This window comes from Phytohabitans houttuyneae (assembly GCF_011764425.1).
Classification (GTDB): Bacteria; Actinomycetota; Actinomycetes; order Mycobacteriales; family Micromonosporaceae; genus Phytohabitans; species Phytohabitans houttuyneae.
This window is the reverse complement of record NZ_BLPF01000003.1, coordinates 23707-41847: the sequence shown is the minus strand read 5'-3', so window position 1 is coordinate 41847 and position 18141 is coordinate 23707. Positions and strand designations below refer to the sequence as shown.

The following is an 18141-nucleotide window of genomic DNA, read 5'->3' as shown; positions in this document are numbered from 1 at the left end:
GCGCGTCAGCGGGCGTCCATCGACTCGCGGAGGCTGTTCGGGCGCAGGTCGGTCCAGCGCGCCTCGACATACGCCAGGCACGCGTCCCGCGAGTCCTCCCCGAAAACGGCCGCCCAGCCCTCGGGAACGTCCACGAAGGACGGCCACAGCGAGTGCTGCCCTTCGTCGTTGACGAGAACGTAGTAGCGGCCCTCGGGGTCCTCGAACGGGTTTGTCACTTCACTTCCTCCTCGGTTGAGCTCACGGAACGGGCGAGCGCCGTAAGCGCCCTGAACCACGCCTCCGCCAGGTCCCTGACTGTTTCTTCGGTCAGCAGCGCGGCCGGCCACTCCCAGGTGGCGCTCAGCACCGGACCGCCGGGGCGGTCCTCGGCGTGCGCGTTGACGGTGAGGGCGTAGTCCATCGGTGTCGCCGGGTCGGCGCCGATGTCGACCGCGTGCGTCTCCGGCGCGTACGCCCAGTCGGCCGCCTCCGGGAAGTCGAACCGGCCCAGGTAGTTGAACTGGATCGCCGGCGCCGGCCGGGCGGCGAGGACCGCCGCGATGCGGGGGTTGAGGTGCCGCAGCAGGCCGTACCCGATGCCGCTGTCCGGAATCCGGGCCAGGTGCGCCCGGATACGGGCGACGGCCGCGCGGGCCGCGGGGCCACCCGCGACCGCGCCGGCGAGGTCGACGCCGCCGAGGTCGAGGCGGACCGGGTACACGCTGGTGAACCAGCCGACCGTCCGGGACAGGTCGATGTCGTCGCCACCCACCCGCTCCTCGCGGCCGTGCCCTTCCAGCGCGACGAGGAGCGGGCCCAGCCCCCGGTCGGCGGCGGCGAGGGCGAGGCCGGCGAGCAGCACGTCGTTGACGCTCGCGCCCAGCGCCGCCGGCACCGGGCCGAGCAGCGGCGCGGTCACGCCGGCGGGCAGCGTGAGCGTCACCTGGCGGCCGGTGGCGACCGTGTCACGGGAGCGGTCCACCGCCTCGCCGAACGTGGCGGCACCGTCCAGGATCTCCGTCCACAGTGGCAGCTCCGCGGCACGGTCCGGTGCGGTGGCACGCTCGGCGAGGCGGCCGGCCCACCGGGCGAACGGGGTGCCGACCGGCGCGAGCGCCGCCGGACCGTCCCGCCACGCCGCGGCGAGGTCAGGGATGAGGATGCGCCACGAGACGCCGTCGACGACCAGGTGGTGTACCACGAGCAGGAGGCGTCCGGGCCGGGCCGGGCCGGCGTCGAGCCACACCGCCCGCAACATCACGCCGGCGTCCGGGTCGAGCGCGGCCTGTGCCACCCGCGCCTCGCGGGCGACCACGTCCGCCAGGTCGGCGCCGTCCACTCCGGACACGTCGACGCGCACCGTCCACCCCGCGGCGGGCGCGGTGCCCCGCCCTCGTACGGCCAGGCGCCAGTCGCCGGAGCGGTCCAGGCGGGCGCGGAGCATGTCATGCCGGTCCACGACGGCGTCGAGGGCGCGCAGCAGCCGCTCCCAGCCGAGGTCGGCCGGCACCTGGAGCACGGCCGACTGGCTGTACCCCTCGATCGGCCCGCCCAGCTCGCGCAGCCACCGCATCACCGGGGTCAGCGGCAGCTCGGCCGGCCCGTCATCGGCGCCGCCCGGCACGGCGACGGCGGTGGCGAGCGGCGCGAGCGCGGCCACCGTCCGGTACCGGAACAGGTCGCGCGGGCGGATCGCGAGCCCGGCCGCGCGGGACCGGCTGACCAGCTGGATGGAGACGATGCTGTCACCGCCGAGCGCGAAGAAGTCGTCGTCGACGCCCACCTCGGCCACGCCGAGCACCTCGGCGAAGACCCGGCAGAGCAGCCGCTCGCGGTCGCTTGCGGGCGGCCGTGCGGTACCGCCGGCCGCGTAGTCGGGCGCGGGCAGCGCGGAGCGGTCCAGCTTGCCGTTCGGCAGCAGCGGCAGCCGCGAAAGCCGCACGATCGCCGCCGGCACCATGTGGTCGGGCAGCGCGGCGGCCGCGTGCCGGCGCAGCTCGGCGGCGTCCACGTCGGACCGTGCCACCACGTAGGCGACGAGGTGGCGGGGGCGGCGGGCGTCCTCGCGGACCACCACGACCGCCTCGGCGACGCCGGGGTGCGCGGCCAGCACGGACTCGATCTCGGCGGGCTCGATGCGGTACCCGCGGATCTTGACCTGGTCGTCGGCCCGGCCGAGGTACTCCAGCCGGCCGTCCTCCGTCCAGCGGGCCAGGTCACCGGTACGGTACATGCGCGCGCCGGCCGGGCCGTACGGGTCGGCGACGAAGCGGTCGGCGGTGAGCCCGCCACGGCCGAGGTACCCGCGGGCCAGACCGTCACCGGCGAGGTACAGCTCACCGGCGGCGCCCGGCGGCAGCAGGCGCAGGGCGGCGTCGAGCACGTACGCGCGGGCGTTCTCCACCGGGCGCCCCACCACCGGGCGGGCGGTGTCACGCACCCGGGCGACGAGCGCGTCCACGGTGCACTCGGTCGGCCCGTACAGGTTGTACGCCTCGGTGCCGGGCAGCTCGCTCAGCAGCGTCCACAGTGGCTCGGGCACCGCCTCGCCGCCGACGCCGACCACGGCGAGCGGGCACCGGCCGTCCCGGACCAGCCCGAGCGCGGCCATCTGCGCGAAGTACGACGGCGTGACCTCCAGGAAGTCAAGCTCCCGCGCGGCGGCGGCGAGCAGCTCGGGGTCGCGCTGCGTCTCCTCGTCCAGCACGTGCAGCTCGTGCCCGTCCAGCAGCCACAGCTGCGGCTGCCACGACGCGTCGAACGAGAACGACCACGCGTGGCCGACCCGCAGCCGCTGCCGTCCCGTGGCGGTGACGGCGGGGCGGTACAGCGTCTCGCGGTGGGAGTGGAAGAGGTTGGCGAGGTTGGCGTGCGTGACGACGACCCCCTTGGGGCGGCCGGTCGAGCCGGACGTGTAGATCACGTAGGCGGCGTGGCCGGGGCGGGCCGGGCTCGCCGCCGCGGGGGCTGACTGAGCGGTCAGCCCGTCGAGGGTGACGACGGGCAGGTCGCCGGCGCGGAAGCCGGCCGTGGTGACCACGCAGGCGGGCGCGGCGTCGGCCAGCATGAACGCGATGCGGTCGGCCGGGTAGCCCGGGTCGACCGGCAGGTACGCCGCGCCGGCCTTGTGGGTGCCGAGGATCGCGGCGATCATGTCGGCGGTGCGGGGCAGCGCGAGTGCGACGACCCGCTCCGGGCCGGCGCCGTGCCCGACCAGCCGCTCGGCGATCGCGTCGGCGCGGGCGTCCAGCTCGGCGAACGTCCACCGCGTGCCGCCGCTGACCACCGCCGTGCGGTCCGGCCCGGCGGCGACCTGGGCGGCGAAGAGCTCCGGCACCGTGGCCGGCGCGGCGGTACGCCTCGCGCCCCGCCCGGCGGTCAGCACGCGCTCACGCTCGCCGGCGCCGAGCAGGTCGATCCGGCCGACCGGCAGCGCCGCGTCGCCGGCGAGCGCGGCGAGCACCGCGGCGAACTGAGCGCTCAGTCGGGCGACCGCCGGCTCGTCGAAGAGGTCGCCCCGGTACTCGGCCACCAGCCGCAGCCGCGCACCCTCCGACCCCCTCGCCGCGCCCCCCGGACCGGAACCCGCCCGCCCCAGGTCGACTGCCCAGGTCAGCGGATAGTGCGTCGCGTCCTCGCCGCCGCCGCCGACCACCCGCACGTCGCCGGGCAGGCCCTGCACCTCGGCGGCGCCGTCGGGGAAGTTCTCGAAGACCACCAGCGTGTCGAAGAGCTCGCCGAGCCCGGCCAGGCGCTGGATGTCCGCGAGGCCGAGGTGCTGGGCCTCGACGAGGCCGGACTGCGCCTCCCACAGCCGCTCCAGCACGGTGCCGACCGGGTCGGCGGGTGCGCAGCGCACGCGCACCGGCACCGTGTTGATGAACAGACCGATCATCGACTCGACGCCCGGCAGGTCGGCCGGGCGGCCGGAGACGGTCGCGCCGAAGACCACGTCGTCACGGCCGGTGAGCCGGGCGAGCACGACTCCCCAGGCCGCCTGGACGAGGGTGCTCACGGTCATGCCCCGCCGGCGGGCGGCCTCCGTTACCGTCGCGGTCAGCTCCTCCGGCAGCTCGGCCGTGTACCGGCGGGGCGCGACCGGCACCCGCTCGGGGTCGGCCGGCACGATCCGGGTCGGCTCCGCGAGGCCGGCCAGGGCGTCGCGCCAGGCCGCCTCCGCCTCGGCGCGGTCGCGCCGCGCGAGCCAGGCCAGGTAGTCCCAGTAGGGCACCGCAGGCGGCAGCGTCCCGCCAATGTAGAGGGTCATCAGCTCGCGGACCAGCGGGCCGCCGGACCAGCCGTCGAGCAGCAGGTGCTGGTGGGTCAGGACCAGCCGGAACTGCGCCGGGCCGAAGCGCACAAGCGCCAGCCGCAGCAGGGGCGGCTCGGCGGGGTCGAAGCGGTCCCGCTGCCCGGCAAGACAGCGGGACCACGCCTCGTCGCGCTCCGCGACATCCACACCGGACAGGTCCAGCTCCGTCCAGGGCAGCGTCGCCCGCGCCGGCACGACCGCCACGCCGCGACCGGAGCGCAGGTACCGGAAGCCGGCGCGGAGGTTGGCGTGCCGGTCGAGCAGGCCCTGCCCGGCCGCACGCAGCGCCGCCGCGTCGACCGGACCGGCCAGCTCGAAGTACGACTGGACCGTGTAGACGTCCGGTCCGTCGCTGTCCAGCGTGGAGTGGAACAGCAGTCCGGCCTGCAGCGGCGAGAGCGGCAGCACGTCGGCGGCGCCGGACAGCTCGGCGCGTTCCGACTCGTCCAGGTCGACCAGCGTGGACGGTGCGGGTGCGGCGGTCGCGACCTCGCCGGCGAGCGCGGCGAGGCCGGCGACGGTGCGGCCGGTGAAGACGTCGCGGGGCCGGATCGCCAGGCCGGCGACGCGAGCCCGGCCGACCAGTTGGATGGCCACGATGCTGTCCCCGCCGAGGGCGAAGAAGTCGTCGTCCACGCCGACCTCGGGCAGGCCGAGCAGGTCGGCGACGACCCGGCCGAGCGCCGCCTCGCGGGCGTCCCTCGGCGCGGCGGTGCCGGTGGTGAACACCGGTGCGGGCAGCGCCTTGCGGTCCAGCTTCCCGTTCGGCGTGAGCGGCAGCGGGCGGTCGAGCAGCATTACGGTCGCCGGCACCATGTAATCCGGCAGGACAGTGCCGACATGGGCGCGCAGGGCCGCGCCGTCGACAGTGGCGTCGGACGGCACGGCGTACCCGACGAGGCGCACCAGCGTGCCGGTGCGGTGCGGCACGACGACCGCCTGGGCCACCGAGGGGTGGCCGGAGAGCGCCGCCTCCACCTCGCCGAGCTCGACCCGGAACCCGCGGATCTTCACCTGGTCGTCCACCCGGCCGAGGAAGTCGAGCGTGCCGTCCGCGCGCCACCGTGCCCGGTCGCCGGTGCGGTACATCCGGGCGCCGGGGCCGGCGAACGGGTCGGCCACGAAGCGGGCGGCGGTCAGGTCCGGCCGTCCCAGATAGCCGCGGGCCAGGCCCCGGCCGCCGACGTACAGCTCACCGACCACGCCGGGCGGCACCGGGCGGAGGGCGGCGTCGAGCACGTACGTGCGGGTGTTGGGGTCCGGCCGTCCGATGGGGACGGAGCCGCTCCAGCCCGGCTCGGCGGGCCAGAGCGTGGAGTTGACTGTCGCCTCGGTCAGCCCGTACGCGGCGATCAGGCGCACCCGGCCGGCCCAGCGCGCGATGAGGTCCGGCGGTACGGTCTCGGTGCCGACGAGGATCACCGAGCCCTCGGGCAGCTCGCACTCCGGCGGCAGCGCGGAGACCAGCGACGGCGGCAGGATCATGTGCGTGATCCGCTGCTCGTCCAGGAAGTCCGTGAGCACCTTGTCGGCCACGCGCGCCTCGTCCGGTACGAGCACCAGCCGCGCACCGGTGCACAGGGCCATGGCGAGCTCGAAGACCGCGACGTCGAAGCCGACCGAGGCGAAGTGCAGCACGTGGCTGTCCTCGGTGACGCCCATCCGGTCCTGGGCGGTGGCGACGAGGCTGGCGATGCCCTCGTGCGGCAGGACGACGCCCTTGGGGCGGCCGGTCGAGCCGGAGGTGTAGATGACGTACGCGGCCTGGTCGAGGGGGACGTGCGGGGCCGGCGCCGTCCCGTCCACCGCGCGGCCGGCCAGGTCCGCCGGGGTGAGCACGAGCTGGGCGCCGGAGTCCTCGACCATGTACGCGAGCCGCTCCGCCGGGTGCACCGGGTCGAGCGGCAGGTACGCGGCGCCGATCCGGAGCGTGCCGAGGATCGCCGCGACCATGTCGGCGGTGCGCGGGATGTCGATGCCGACGACGCTCTCCGGGCGTACCCCGCGGGCGTGCAGCAGCCGGGCGATCTCGCCGGCGCGCGCGTCCAGCTCCCGGTACGTGACGTGGCGGTCGCCGTCGACCACCGCGACCGCGTCCGGCCGGGCGGCCACCTGGCGGGCGAACAGCGCCGGCAGCGACTGCTCCGGCACGGCCCGGTCGGTGGCGTTGAAGCCGGCCAGCACCCGCTCGCGTTCCGCTTCGCCGAGCAGCTCGATCCGGCTTATCGGCGAGTCAGGCGCGGCGACCGCGGCGGCCAGCAGCCGGTTGAGCCGCTCGCCGAGCCGCTCGACGGTGTCCGCGTCGAACAGGTCGGTGCGGTACTCCAGCAGGACGTCGAGCCGCCCGCCGTCCGCCTCGACGAAGCCGAAGACGAGGTCGAAGCGGGCGGTGCCGGTCTCCACCGGCTCGGGGGTCACGTCGAGTCCATCCAGGACGGCGTCGCCGGCCGCGCGGTTGCGGTACACGACCATGACCTGGAAGAGCGGGTTGCTGGCCAGCGAGCGGTCGGGGTTGAGCTCGCGCACCACCGCCTCGAACGGCACGTCCTGGTGCGAGAAGGCGGCCAGGTCGTCGCGGCGCACCCGGGCCAGCAGCTCGCTGAAGCTCGGGTCGCCGCCGAGGTCGGTGCGGAGCACCAGCGTGTTGACGAAGAACCCGACCAGGTCGTCGAGGGCCTCGTCGGTGCGGCCGGCGATCGGTGCGCCGAGCGGGATGTCGGTGCCGGCACCGAGACGGTACAGGAGCGCGGCGACGGCGGCGTGCGCGGCCATGAACATGCTGGCGCCCGCGCGCTGGGCCAGGTCGCGCAACCCCTGCGCGGCGGCGTCGTCGAGGGGTACCGTCAGTGCCCCGCCCGCCGCGCCCGCGGCCGGCCCGTGCGGCGTCCGGTCGGTGGGCAGGTCGATCCGCTCCGGCGCGCCGCGCAGCGCCTCCCGCCAGTAGGCGAGCTGCTTGGCGGCGAGACTGTCCGGATCGGACTCGTCGCCGAGCAGCGCCCGCTGCCAGAGCGTGTAGTCGGCGTACTGGACCGGCAGCGGCGACCACTGTGGACGGTGGCCGGCGCGGCGGGCGGCGTACGCGGTCGCGAGGTCGCGCAGGAACGGCCCGTCGGACCACTCGTCGGTCGTGACGTGGTGCAGCAGCACGGCGACGACGTGCTCGTCCGGGCCGTGCGGGACGACGGTGACCCGCAGCGGCAGCTCGGTCGCGAGGTCGAACGGCCGCCGCACGAGCGCGTCGAGGTCGGCGTCCGGCACGACCTCGACGACCGGGCGCGCCTCGGAGGCCGGCACGATCCGCTGCACCGGCCGCCCGTCCCGCTCGGCGAAGACGGTGCGCAGCGCCTCGTGGCGGGCCATGACGTCGCCGACCGCGGCGCGCAGCGCGGCCAGGTCGAGCGGGCCGCGCACCCGCATGACGATCGGGAAGTTGTACGCCGCGGTCGAGCCGCCGTCGAGCTGGTGCAGCACCCACAGTCGCTGCTGGGCGTACGAGGCGGGCACCTCGTCCGGCCGGGCCACCGGCACCAGCGCGGGACGGGCCGGGTCGCCGCCGCCCGCCCGGCTCGCGAGCTCGGCGACGGTCGGTGCCTCGAAGAGGTCGCGGATGGCCAGCTCGGCGCCGAGGGCGGTGCGGGCGCGGCTGACCAGCCGGGTGGCGAGCAGCGAGTGGCCGCCGAGGTCGAAGAAGTTGTCGTCCACACCGACCCGGGCGAGGCCCAGCACCTCGGCGAAGAGTCCACACAGGACCTGTTCCTGTATGGTGGCCGGCTCGCGGCTCGGTGTGAGCGAGACCGCCGGTTCGGCGTCGGGCAGCGCGCGCACGTCGAGCTTGCCGTTGACGGTGAGCGGCAGCCGGTCCAGCGGGACGATCGCGGCCGGCACCATGTAGTCGGGCAGGTGCCGCTTGAGGTGCTGGCGGAGCGCCGGCACCAGGTCTGCCTGCGCGCGGGCCGCCGCGGGGTCGTTGGTGAGCCGCTTCTTCGGCTCGCCGGCCGGGGTCACCGGCAGCGAGGCGTCCCGGAGGAAGAGCGCGTCGAGGCTCCCGTCCGCCGCGTCCGACCACGTGACGTGGACGTGGTAGCCGAGCCGCTCGCCGAGCGCGTGCAGGTCCTCGGGCTCCACGCCGCCATCGACCAACCGGCCGTTGGGGATGCCGGTCACCCGCGCCGCCGCGCCGTGGATGGCGTCGAGCGTGGTCAGGGGCGCGTCGATGGGCGCCGGTGCGGGTCCACGGTGGAGCACCGCGTCGTATCGGTAGCGGGTCAGCTCGTTGTGCGCCCGGCCGCGCCGCACCCGCACCGTCGCTGGGGCGAGCGTGGCGAAGTAGTCCGGGTCGACCAGCAGCTCCTTGTCCAGCACGGCGGCGCGGTCGACCCGGCCGCCGCGCGCGGCCGCGACCGCCTCGTGGAAGTGGTGCGCCAGCCGGAGGTTGCGCACGTCGCCGACGAAGACCCGCCCGCCGGGCACGACGAGGTCGAGCGCGGCGGTCAGGACGCGGGTGAGGTACTCCTCGCCCGGAAAGTACTGGACCACGGAGTTGACGACGACGGTGTCGAAGAAGCCGCGTGGCAGCCCGTCCAGGTCGTGTGCCGGCTGGCAGCGCAGCTCCACGTGGGACAGCTCGGGCACCGCCGCGGTGTCCGCGCGGAGCGCGGCGATGACGGAGGGCGCGAAGTCGGTGCCCCAGTACGCCTCCACGTCGGGCGCGACCGCGCCGAGGATCAGTCCACTCCCGACGCCGATCTCCAGCACCCGGCGCGGCGCCAGCTCGCGGATCCGCGCGACGGTGGTCTCCCGCCACTCCCGCATCTCGTCGACCGGGATCGGGGTGCCGTCGTAGCTGCTGTCCCAGCCGGAGAAGTCCTCGGCCGGCACGGCGGTGCCGATCTGCGTGTACTCGGCGTCGTAGATCTCCAGCCACTCGCCGATCTGGGCCCGCTCGGCGGCGTCCCGCTCGGCGCCGGCCGGCGCGGCGGGCACGACGTACCCGCGGAGCCGCCCGTCCCGGATCGTCACGGCCGCCTGGGCCACGCCGGGGTGTGCCGCGAGCGCCGACTCGATCTCGCCGAGCTCCACCCGGTACCCGCGGATCTTGACCTGGTCGTCGGTGCGGCCGAGGAAGTCGAGGTTGCCGCGTACCTGCTCCCCTAACCGCGTGGGGCCCGGAGGTCGGCGGCGCACGAGGTCGCCGGTGCGGTACATCCGCCCGCCGGGCACCGCCGGGTCGGCGACGAAGCGTTCGGCGGTCAGCGCGGGCCGGTCGAGGTAGCCGCGGGCCAGGCCGGCGCCGGCGATGTACAGCTCCCCCGCCGTCCCGTCCGGCACCGGGCGCAGCCAACCGTCCAGGATGTACGCCCGGGTGTTCCAGATCGGACGGCCGACGGTGGGTGAGGCGCTCTCGTGCGTGCCGCCGCCGAGGGTGTTGATGGTGTACTCGGTCGGCCCGTACAGGTTGTAGCCGAACGTGCCCTCGGTGTCCCGCAGCCGGCCCCACACGGTCTCGGAGACGGCCTCGCCGCCGAGCAGCACGAGCGGCGGCACGTGCTCCCCGTCGAGCAGCCCTTCCTCGATGAGGTGCTGGGCGTAGGTGGGGGTGACGTTGACGACGTCGATGCGGTGCCGCGCGCAGTACGCGACGAGCGCCTCGGCGTCGCGGCGCAGGTCCTCGTCGCAGACGTGCACCTCGTGCCCCTCGACGAGCCAGAGCAGCTCCTCCCAGGACATGTCGAACGCGAACGAGACCGTGTGCGCGATCCGCAGCCGCCGCCCGCCGGCCGACGCGATCGTCGGCGCGAAGATGGCCTCGCGGTGGTTGAGCTGCATGTTCGTCAGCCCGCGGTACGGGGTGACGACGCCCTTGGGCCGGCCGGTGGAGCCGGAGGTGTAGATGACGTACGCCGGGTGCCGCTGGTCGAAGCGGAGCCCGAGCGGCGCGCTGTCCTGTGTGGACAGCTCGGACCGCACGGCGGGGTCGTCCAGCTCCAGGCAGGCGGCGGGCAGCGTCGCGGCGACGGCGGCCGTGGAGACGACGCAGACCGGCCGGGCGTCGTCCAGCATGAGGGCGAGCCGCTCGGTGGGGTGGTCCAGCTCCAGCGGCAGGTACGCGGCACCGGTGCGGAGCACGGCGAAGAGCGCGACGACCATGTCGGCCGAGCGGGGCAGGGCGAGCGCGACGACCTTCTCCGGTGCGGCGCCGCGGGCGGCCAGGAGCCGGGCCATCCGGTTGATCCGGGCGTCCAGCTCGGCGTACGTGACCCGCTCGTCGCCGAAGACCAGCGCGACCTCGTCGGGTGTCCGGGCCGCCTGGCTGCCGAGCAGGTCGGCGACCGTCTCCTCGGGCAGGTCGTGGCGGCTGGCGTCCCAGTCGGCCGCCAGCCGCTCGCGCTCCCCCGCGGGCAGCGGGTCGAGCCGCCCGACCGGGGTGCGGTCGTCGGCGGCGATCCGCTCCAGCACCGCGGTGAAGCGGTCGAGCACCCCGGCGGCGACGGCGCCGGACAGCACGTCGGGGCGGTACGCGAGCATCACCCGCAGCGCCGCGGACGGCGTGACGACGAGCGCGAGCGGGAAGTGGGTGGCGTCCACGCTCCCCGCCTGCTCGACGCCGTGCCGCTCGCGCAGGGCGGCCAGCTCCTCCTCGCCGCCGACGTTCTGCAGCGCGAAGAGCGTGTCGAAGAGCTGGGTGTGCCCGGTCTCCCGCTGGATCGCGCCGAGCCCCACGTGCTCGTACGGCATCAGCGCGGTCCGCTCGGCCTGCACGCGGCGCAGCAGGTCGGCCACCGGCTCGCGCGGGTCGAGCGTGACCCGCACCGGCACGGTGTTGAGGAACAGGCCGATGGCCCGTTCGATGTGCGGGATCGGCGCGCCGCGGCCGGCGACGGTAGCGCCGAAGACGACGTCGGTGCGGCCGGACACGGTGGACAGCACGAGCGCCCAGGCCGCGTTCAGGAGCGTGTTGAGCGTGACGCCGCGGTCGCGGGCGACAGCGCGGAGCCGGTCGCTCAGTGCCTCGGTCAGCTCGGCGCGGTGCCGTTCGGGCAGGGTGGGGCGGTCGCCGCGGCCGGCCGGGCCGACGAGCGTGGGCTCGGCGAGGCCGGCGAGCGCGTCCCGCCATGCCTTGTTGGCCCGGTCGCCGTCCTCCGCCGCGAGCCAGGCGAGGTAGTCCCGGTAGGAGCCGGCCGCCGGGACGGTCTCGGCGCCGCCGTAGAGGCTCAGCAGCTGCTCCAGGAAGAGGGAGGCGGACCAGCCGTCCCAGAGCAGCACGTGGTGGGTGAGCACGAGCCGGTCCCGGCCGCCGCCGAGGCGCACCAGCAGGAGCCGGAACAGCGGCGGGTGGGTCAGGTCGAAGCGGCGGGTGCGGTCGTCGCGGAGCAGGTCGTCGACGCGTGCGTCCCGCTCGCCCGCCGGCAGGCCCGAAAGGTCCACCTCGGACAGTGGCACCTCGACGGCCGCGCCGACGAACTGCACCGGTGAGCGCAGGCCGTCGCTGGTGAAGCCGGCCCGCACCGCCGGGTTGCGGTCGAGCAGGGTGGCGCACGCGGCGCGCAGCCGGCCGGCGTCGACGCCGCGGACGAAGTCGAACGAGGCCTGCGCGGTGTACACGTCGATGCCGCCGCTGTCGTAGCTGGCGTGGAAGTAGAGGCCCTCCTGCAGCGGGGACAGCGGCCAGATGTCGGCGACCGGCACGGGGCTGGCCCGGCGGACGGTGGCCATCTCGTCGCCGGTGAGCGCGACGAGCGGCGCGCCGGAGACCTCGGCCGCGGAGGGTGCGCCGGCCGCCGCGGCGAGGGCGGCCGGGGTGCGGTGGGCGAAGACGTCGCGGGGGCTCACCGACAGGCCCGCCGCGCGGGCCCGGCTGGAGACCGCGATGGAGAGGATGCTGTCGCCGCCGAGCGCGAAGAAGTCGTCGTCCGGTCCGACCTCGGGCAGGCCGAGGACCTCGGCGACGGTGGCGCACAGCAGCCGCTCGCGGTCGTCGCGCGGGGCGCGGGCGGCGGCGCGGGTGGCCTCGGGCGCGGGCAGGGCGGCCCGGTCGAGCTTGCCGTTCGGCGTGCGGGGCAGCGCGTCCAGCGTGACGAAGGCGGACGGCACCATCGGTTCCGGCAGCGCGGCGGCGAGGTCGGAGCGCAGCCCCTCGAGGTCGAGCGGGCCGGCGGGCACCAGGTAGGCGACGAGCCGCAGCCCGCCGGGGCCGTCGGCGCGGGCGAGCACCGCGGCGTCCGTGACACCGGCGTGGCGGCGCAGCCGGGCCTCGACCTCGCCCGGCTCCACCCGGTTGCCGCGGATCTTGACCTGCTGGTCGGCGCGGCCGAGGTATTCGAGCGCCCCGTCCGGCAGGCGCCGCACGCGGTCGCCGGTGCGGTACATGCGCTCGCCCGGCCCGCCGAACGGGTCGGCGACGAACCGGTCCGCGGTCAGCGCCGCCCGGCCGTGGTAGCCGAGCGCGAGCTGCGGGCCGGCGATGTAGAGCTCGCCGGTGGTGGCGGGCCGCAGGAACGGGTCGAGCACGTACAGCCGGGTGTTCCACACCGGACGTCCGATGGGGACGGTGCCCTCCCCCACCTCCTCCACGTGCCAGGAGGTGACCTGCACGGCGGCCTCGGTGGGCCCGTACACGTTGTGCAGCGGCACGCTCGTCGCGTCCAGCCAGCGGCGGGCGGTGGCGGGGGTCAGCGCGTCGCCGCCGGCGAGCACCCGCCGCACGCCGGCGAACGCGGCGGGGTCGGCGTCGGCGAGCGGGCCGAGCAGCGACGAGACCGTGAGGATCGTGGTGACGCCGTGCTCGCGGACCAGCCCGGCGATGTACCGCGGGTCGCGCAGCCCGTCCGGCCGGGCGAGCACCACGGCCGCGCCGGTGGTGAGCGGCCAGAAGATCTCCAGGATCGACGGGTCGAAGCTGGTGGAGAGCTGGTGCAGCACCCGGTCGTCCGGGCCGAGCCCGAACCTGTCGCGGGCCCAGGCGAGCTGGTGGCCGATCGCCCGGTGGGTGACGAGCACGCCCTTGGGGGTACCGGTGGAGCCGGACGTGTAGAGCAGGTAGGCGGGGTCCTCGGGGCGCGGTGCCGGGCCGCCGGCCGGAAGGGCGTCGACGTCGAGGTCGCGCAGGACGAGGGCGGCGCCTGAGTCGGCGATCAGGAACGCGATGCGGTCGGCCGGGTGGTCGACGTCGACCGGCAGGTACGCGGCGCCGGCCTTGAGCACGCCGAGCAGCGCCACGATCTGGTCGACCGAGCGGGGCACGGCGACGGCGACGACCCGCCCGGCGCGGGCGCCGCGGGCCCGCAGCCGCCCGGCGAGCGCGGTGGCGCGCGCGTCGAGGTCCGCGTAGGTCACCCGCTGGTCACCGGCGATCAGCGCGGTCGCCTGCGGGCGGAGGGCCGCCTGCTCCTCGAAGGCCGCGACGAGCGTGGCCCGCGGTACCGGTCGCTCGGCGCCGGCCAGTGGCGCCGGCTCGGCCTCCGTGCGCAGGTCGGCGCGGGCCACCGGCACGTCGGGGTCGCTCGCGACGGCGGCGAGGAGGTGGGCGAGGCGGGCGGCGATGTCCCGTACCGCCGTGGCGTCGAGGCGTGCCGCGTCGTGCTTGAGCCGCAGCTCCAGCCGGTCGCCCGGCATCACGATCAGGGCGAGCGGGTAGTGCCCGGTGTCCACGTAGTCCGGCACGCCGGCGCGCAGCGTGCCGCTGGGGTCGGCGAGGTCACCGTCGACCGGGTAGTTCTCCAGGACGACGATCGTGTCGAAGAGCTCGCCGAGACCCGCCATCCGCTGCAGCTCGGCGAGGCCCACGTGCTGGTGGTCCAGGAGCGCGGCCCGCTCGGCCTGCAGCGTGCCGAGCGCGGCGGCCAGCGACTGGCCGGGCCGCCAGCGCATGCGCACCGGCAGCGTATTGATGAGCAGGCCGACGAGCGACTCGACACCGTCCACGTCGGCGGCGCGGCCGGACACGGTGGTACCGAAGACGACGTCGGTGCGGCCGGTCAGGCGGCCGAGAAGCAGGCCCCACGCGCCTTGGACGACCGTGCCGAGGGTGAGCCCGCGTTCGCGGGCCCGCGCGGCGAGGCCGGCGGTGACGTCTTCGGGCAGTTCGACCCGCACCTCCTCGTGGCGCGGGGGCGCGCTCGCGGCCGCTTGGACGAGCCGGGTGGGTTCGTCGAGGCCGTCGAGCGCGGTGCGCCACGCCTCGGTCGCCGCGGCGCGGTCCCGGCCGCCGAGCCAGGCGAGGTAGTCGCGGTACCGGGTGGGCGGTGGCAGGTCGGCGCCGCCGTACAGGGCGAGCAGTTCGCGCAGCAGCACGGAGACCGACCAGCCGTCCGCGACGATGTGGTGGAAGCGCAGGACAAGCTCGTGCCGCTCGTCGCCGCGACGGATCAGGGCGGCACGGACGAGCGGTCCGGTGCCGAGGTCGAACGGCGCGTCCACGTCGGACCACGGCAGCTCGGCCGACTGAGCGATCAGCTGGACGACCCGGCCGTCGGGGCGCTGGCGGAACGTGGCGCGCAGCGGCGCGTGCCGGTCGATAAGCGCCTGCGCGGCGCGGCGCAGGGCGGTAACGTCCAGCGGCCCGGCGAGGTCGACGGTGAGCCGGACCGCGTAGACGGCGCCCGCCGCCCCCGCGTCCAGATGAGCGTGGAAGAAGAAGCCCTCCTGCAGCGGCGAGAGCGGCAGCACCTCGGCGGCGCCCTCCTCGCCGGGCGCGGGTTCGAGCGCGACCGGCCGGGCATCCACTGTGGACGCGATGCCGGCCGCGGCGGCGAGGGCGGCTGCCGTGCGGTGCCGGAAGACGTCCCGCAGCGACAGCGCGAGGCCGGCCTTGCGGGCCCGGATCAGCAGCTGGATCGCGACGATGCTGTCGCCGCCGAGCGCGAAGAAGTCGTCTTCGACGCCGACTCCGGGCAGGTCGAGCACCTCGCCGAAGAGCGCGCACAGCACGCTTTCGCGGGCGTCGCGCGGCGGGGTGCCGGTGGCGAGCGCGGCGAAGTCGGGCGCCGGCAGGGCTTTGCGGTCGAGCTTGCCGCTCGTCGCGACCGGCAGGCGGTGCAGGGGCACGATCGCGGCCGGCACCATGTACTCCGGCAGCCGCTCGCGGGCGTACGACCGCACGGCCCGCAGGAGCGCGTTGACGTCGGCGAACGCGGCCGGGGTGTTCGCCGGCGCGGGCCTGACCCGCCGGCCGGGCCGGTACACCGAGCCGAAGCCCGTGCCGGGCCTGGCGAAAATGGCGTCCAGCTCGCCGACCAGGCCGTCGCCGGCCCAGGTGACCGCCACGTCGTAGCCGAGCTCGGCGGCGAGGTCGTGCAGGTCCTCCGGCTCGACGCCGCCGACGGCCAGCCGGGCGTTGGGGATGCCGGTGACGCGCAGCCGGTCGAAGCGCCCCTCCCGCAGCAGCGCCTCGCTGGCCGGCCACGGCACCTCCGGCACCTCCGGCGGCACCGGCGCGGCGCCGGTCGCGAGCACCACGTCGTACCGGTAGCGGCTCAGCTCGTTGTGGTACCGGCCGCGCTTGACCCGGATGTCGGCGGCGGCGACGCCGGGCAGGTCGGTGAAGTAGTCGGGGTCGAGCAGCAGCTCGCGCTCCCAGGCGACGGCCCGCTCCACGTCCGCCGGCCCGCCACCGCGTCCCGCCTCGACGGCGGCGCGGAAGTGGCGCAGCAGGCGGTGGTTGCGGATGTCGCCGGCGAAGACGCGGCCGCCCGGCGCGAGCAGGCCGAGCGCGGCGGTCAGCACGGACGTGAGGTAGGCGGCGCTCGGGAAGTACTGCGCCACCGAGTTCAACACGACGGTGTCGAAGAACCCCTTCGGCAGCCCGTCGAGGTCGTGCGCGGGCTGGCAGCGCAGGTCCACATGGGACTGTCCGGCGAAGCGCTCGCCCAGCCGCCGCACCGCCTCCGCGGACAGGTCGATGCCGACGTACGCCTCGGTGTGCGGCGCGACCGCGGCCAGGACGAGCCCACTGCCGACGCCGATCTCCAGCACCCGGCGGGGGCGCAGCGCGAGGATGCTCTCCACGGTGGCGTCCCGCCAGGCGTGCATCTCGGCGGCCGGCAGCGGTTCGCCGTCGTAGCTGCTGTTCCACCCGGCGAACGGGTTGTCCGCCTCGGCCTCGAAGAGCGCGTCGTGCGCCTCCCGCCAGCCGTCGACCTGGGTGGCCGCGTCCGGCTCCGCGCCGACGGCGGGCACCACGTACGCGACGAGCTTGCGCTCGCGCGCGACGACGGCCACCTGCGCGACGGCCGGATGTCCACCGAGGACGGTCTCGACCTCGCCCGGCTCGATCCGGTACCCCCGGATCTTGATCTGGTCGTCGGCCCGCCCGACGAAGTCCAGCCGGCCGTCGGGCAGGACCCGCACGAGGTCGCCGGTGCGGTACATGCGGGTGCCGGGCTCGAACGGGTTGGCGACGAACCGCTCGGCGGTCAGCGCCGCCCGCCCCAGGTAGCCGCGGGCCAGCCCGGCGCCGGCGAGGTACAGCTCCCCCTCGCCGGTGGGGCGCAGGGCGCCGTCGAGGACGTACGCGGCCGTGCCGGGGTCGGCGACTCCGATGGGGACGGACGCACCGGAAGGGGTGCCCGGGTCACACAGGCCCAGCGTGGAGTTGACCGTCGCCTCAGTCGGTCCGTACGCGTTGAACATCCGCCGGCCGCGGGCGTGCCGCGCGACGAGCTCGGGCGCGACCCGCTCGGTACCGGCCAGCAGCGTGGCGCCCTCGGGCAGCACGCAGTCGGCGGGGAGCGCGGCCAGCAGCGCCGGCGGCAGGATCATGAAGTTGGCGCCGTGTTCGTGGATGTAGTCGGTGAGCGCGGGCCCGGGCACCCGGCGGTCGGCCGGCACCACGATGAGCCGGCCGCTGGACAGCAGCCCGAGGCAGAGGTCCCAGAAGGCGACGTCGAAGCTCGGCGACGCGAACTGGAGCACCCGGCTGTGCGGGCCGACGCCGAAGCGCTCGACCTGGGTGGCGACGAGCTTGGCGACACCGGTGTGCGAGAGCACGACGCCCTTGGGGCGGCCGGTGGAGCCGGAGGTGTAGACGACGTAGGCGGCGTTGGTGACGTGGAGCGACCGGACAGGGTCGGTGTCGGGCTGCCCGGCGGACAGCGCCTCGATCTCGAGGACGTCGTCCAGGACCACGACCGGCGCGGCGTCGGCCACCATGAAGGCGATCCGCTCCGCCGGGTAGTCCGGGTCGAGCGGCAGGTACGCCCCACCCGCCTTGAGCACGGCCACCTCGGCGACGATCATCTCGACCGAACGCGGCAGTGACAGCCCCACGACCCGCTCCGGGCCGGCGCCGCGCGCGACGAGCGCGTGGGCCAGCCGGTTGGCGCGCGCGTTGAGCTCGGCGTACGTCAGCGCGGTGCCCTCGAACACGAGGGCCACCGCGTCCGGCGTGGCGCTGACCCGCGCCTCGAACAGCTCCGGCCAGGTCGCTCCCACGCTCACGGCCGTGCTCGCTTCGCTGCGCGCGGCCGCGAGGCTCCGATAGCGCTGTGCCTGATGGTTCGCTCGCTGCGCTCGCTCACTTGCTGTTTCCTCCGGCGAGAATCGGCACTGCCTGGTCGATCGCGTACGGGATGCTGAGCACGGTGTTGAACGAAAGCGCGCCGACCGGCTTGACGCCCAGCGCCAGCGCCGCGTCCTGGTCGCTGAGGCCGAGCGTGACCACGCGGGCGGGCCCGGACTTGATCTCGGTGCTGCCGTACCTGTGCGCCACCGTCACCGGGAAGGCGTCCTGGCCCGCGCTCGCGGCCGGTCCTGCGCTGTCGTCCGTCGCGGAGTCGGATCCGCAGGCTCCCAGAGCAAGCGCGGCTGCGAAGGGCAGGCGTGATCGCAACATGTCGCTCCTCAAATCTGTC

General features: G+C 75.7%; 3 protein-coding genes. All 3 read right to left on the bottom strand.

Annotated elements, in window-relative coordinates:
- Positions 1–5: 5 nt before the first annotated feature.
- The 3 genes from Phou_RS35145 to Phou_RS51555 all read right to left on the bottom strand — a co-directional run bounded on the left by Phou_RS35145 (position 6) and on the right by Phou_RS51555 (position 18122).
- On the bottom strand, positions 6–218 hold the full coding sequence (locus tag Phou_RS35145; RefSeq protein WP_173065147.1) for an MbtH family protein: 213 nt from the start codon (positions 216–218) through the stop codon (positions 6–8).
- Complete coding sequence (locus Phou_RS35140) at positions 215–17728, bottom strand: non-ribosomal peptide synthetase (protein ID WP_173065144.1); 17514 nt, start codon at positions 17726–17728, stop codon at positions 215–217. The genes Phou_RS35145 and Phou_RS35140 overlap by 4 nt, the downstream gene beginning before the upstream one ends.
- A gap of 76 nt (positions 17729–17804) precedes the next feature.
- Positions 17805–18122, bottom strand: a complete 318-nt coding sequence (locus tag Phou_RS51555) for an ABC transporter substrate-binding protein (RefSeq protein WP_218579414.1) — start codon at positions 18120–18122, stop codon at positions 17805–17807.
- Positions 18123–18141 lie beyond the last annotated feature (19 nt).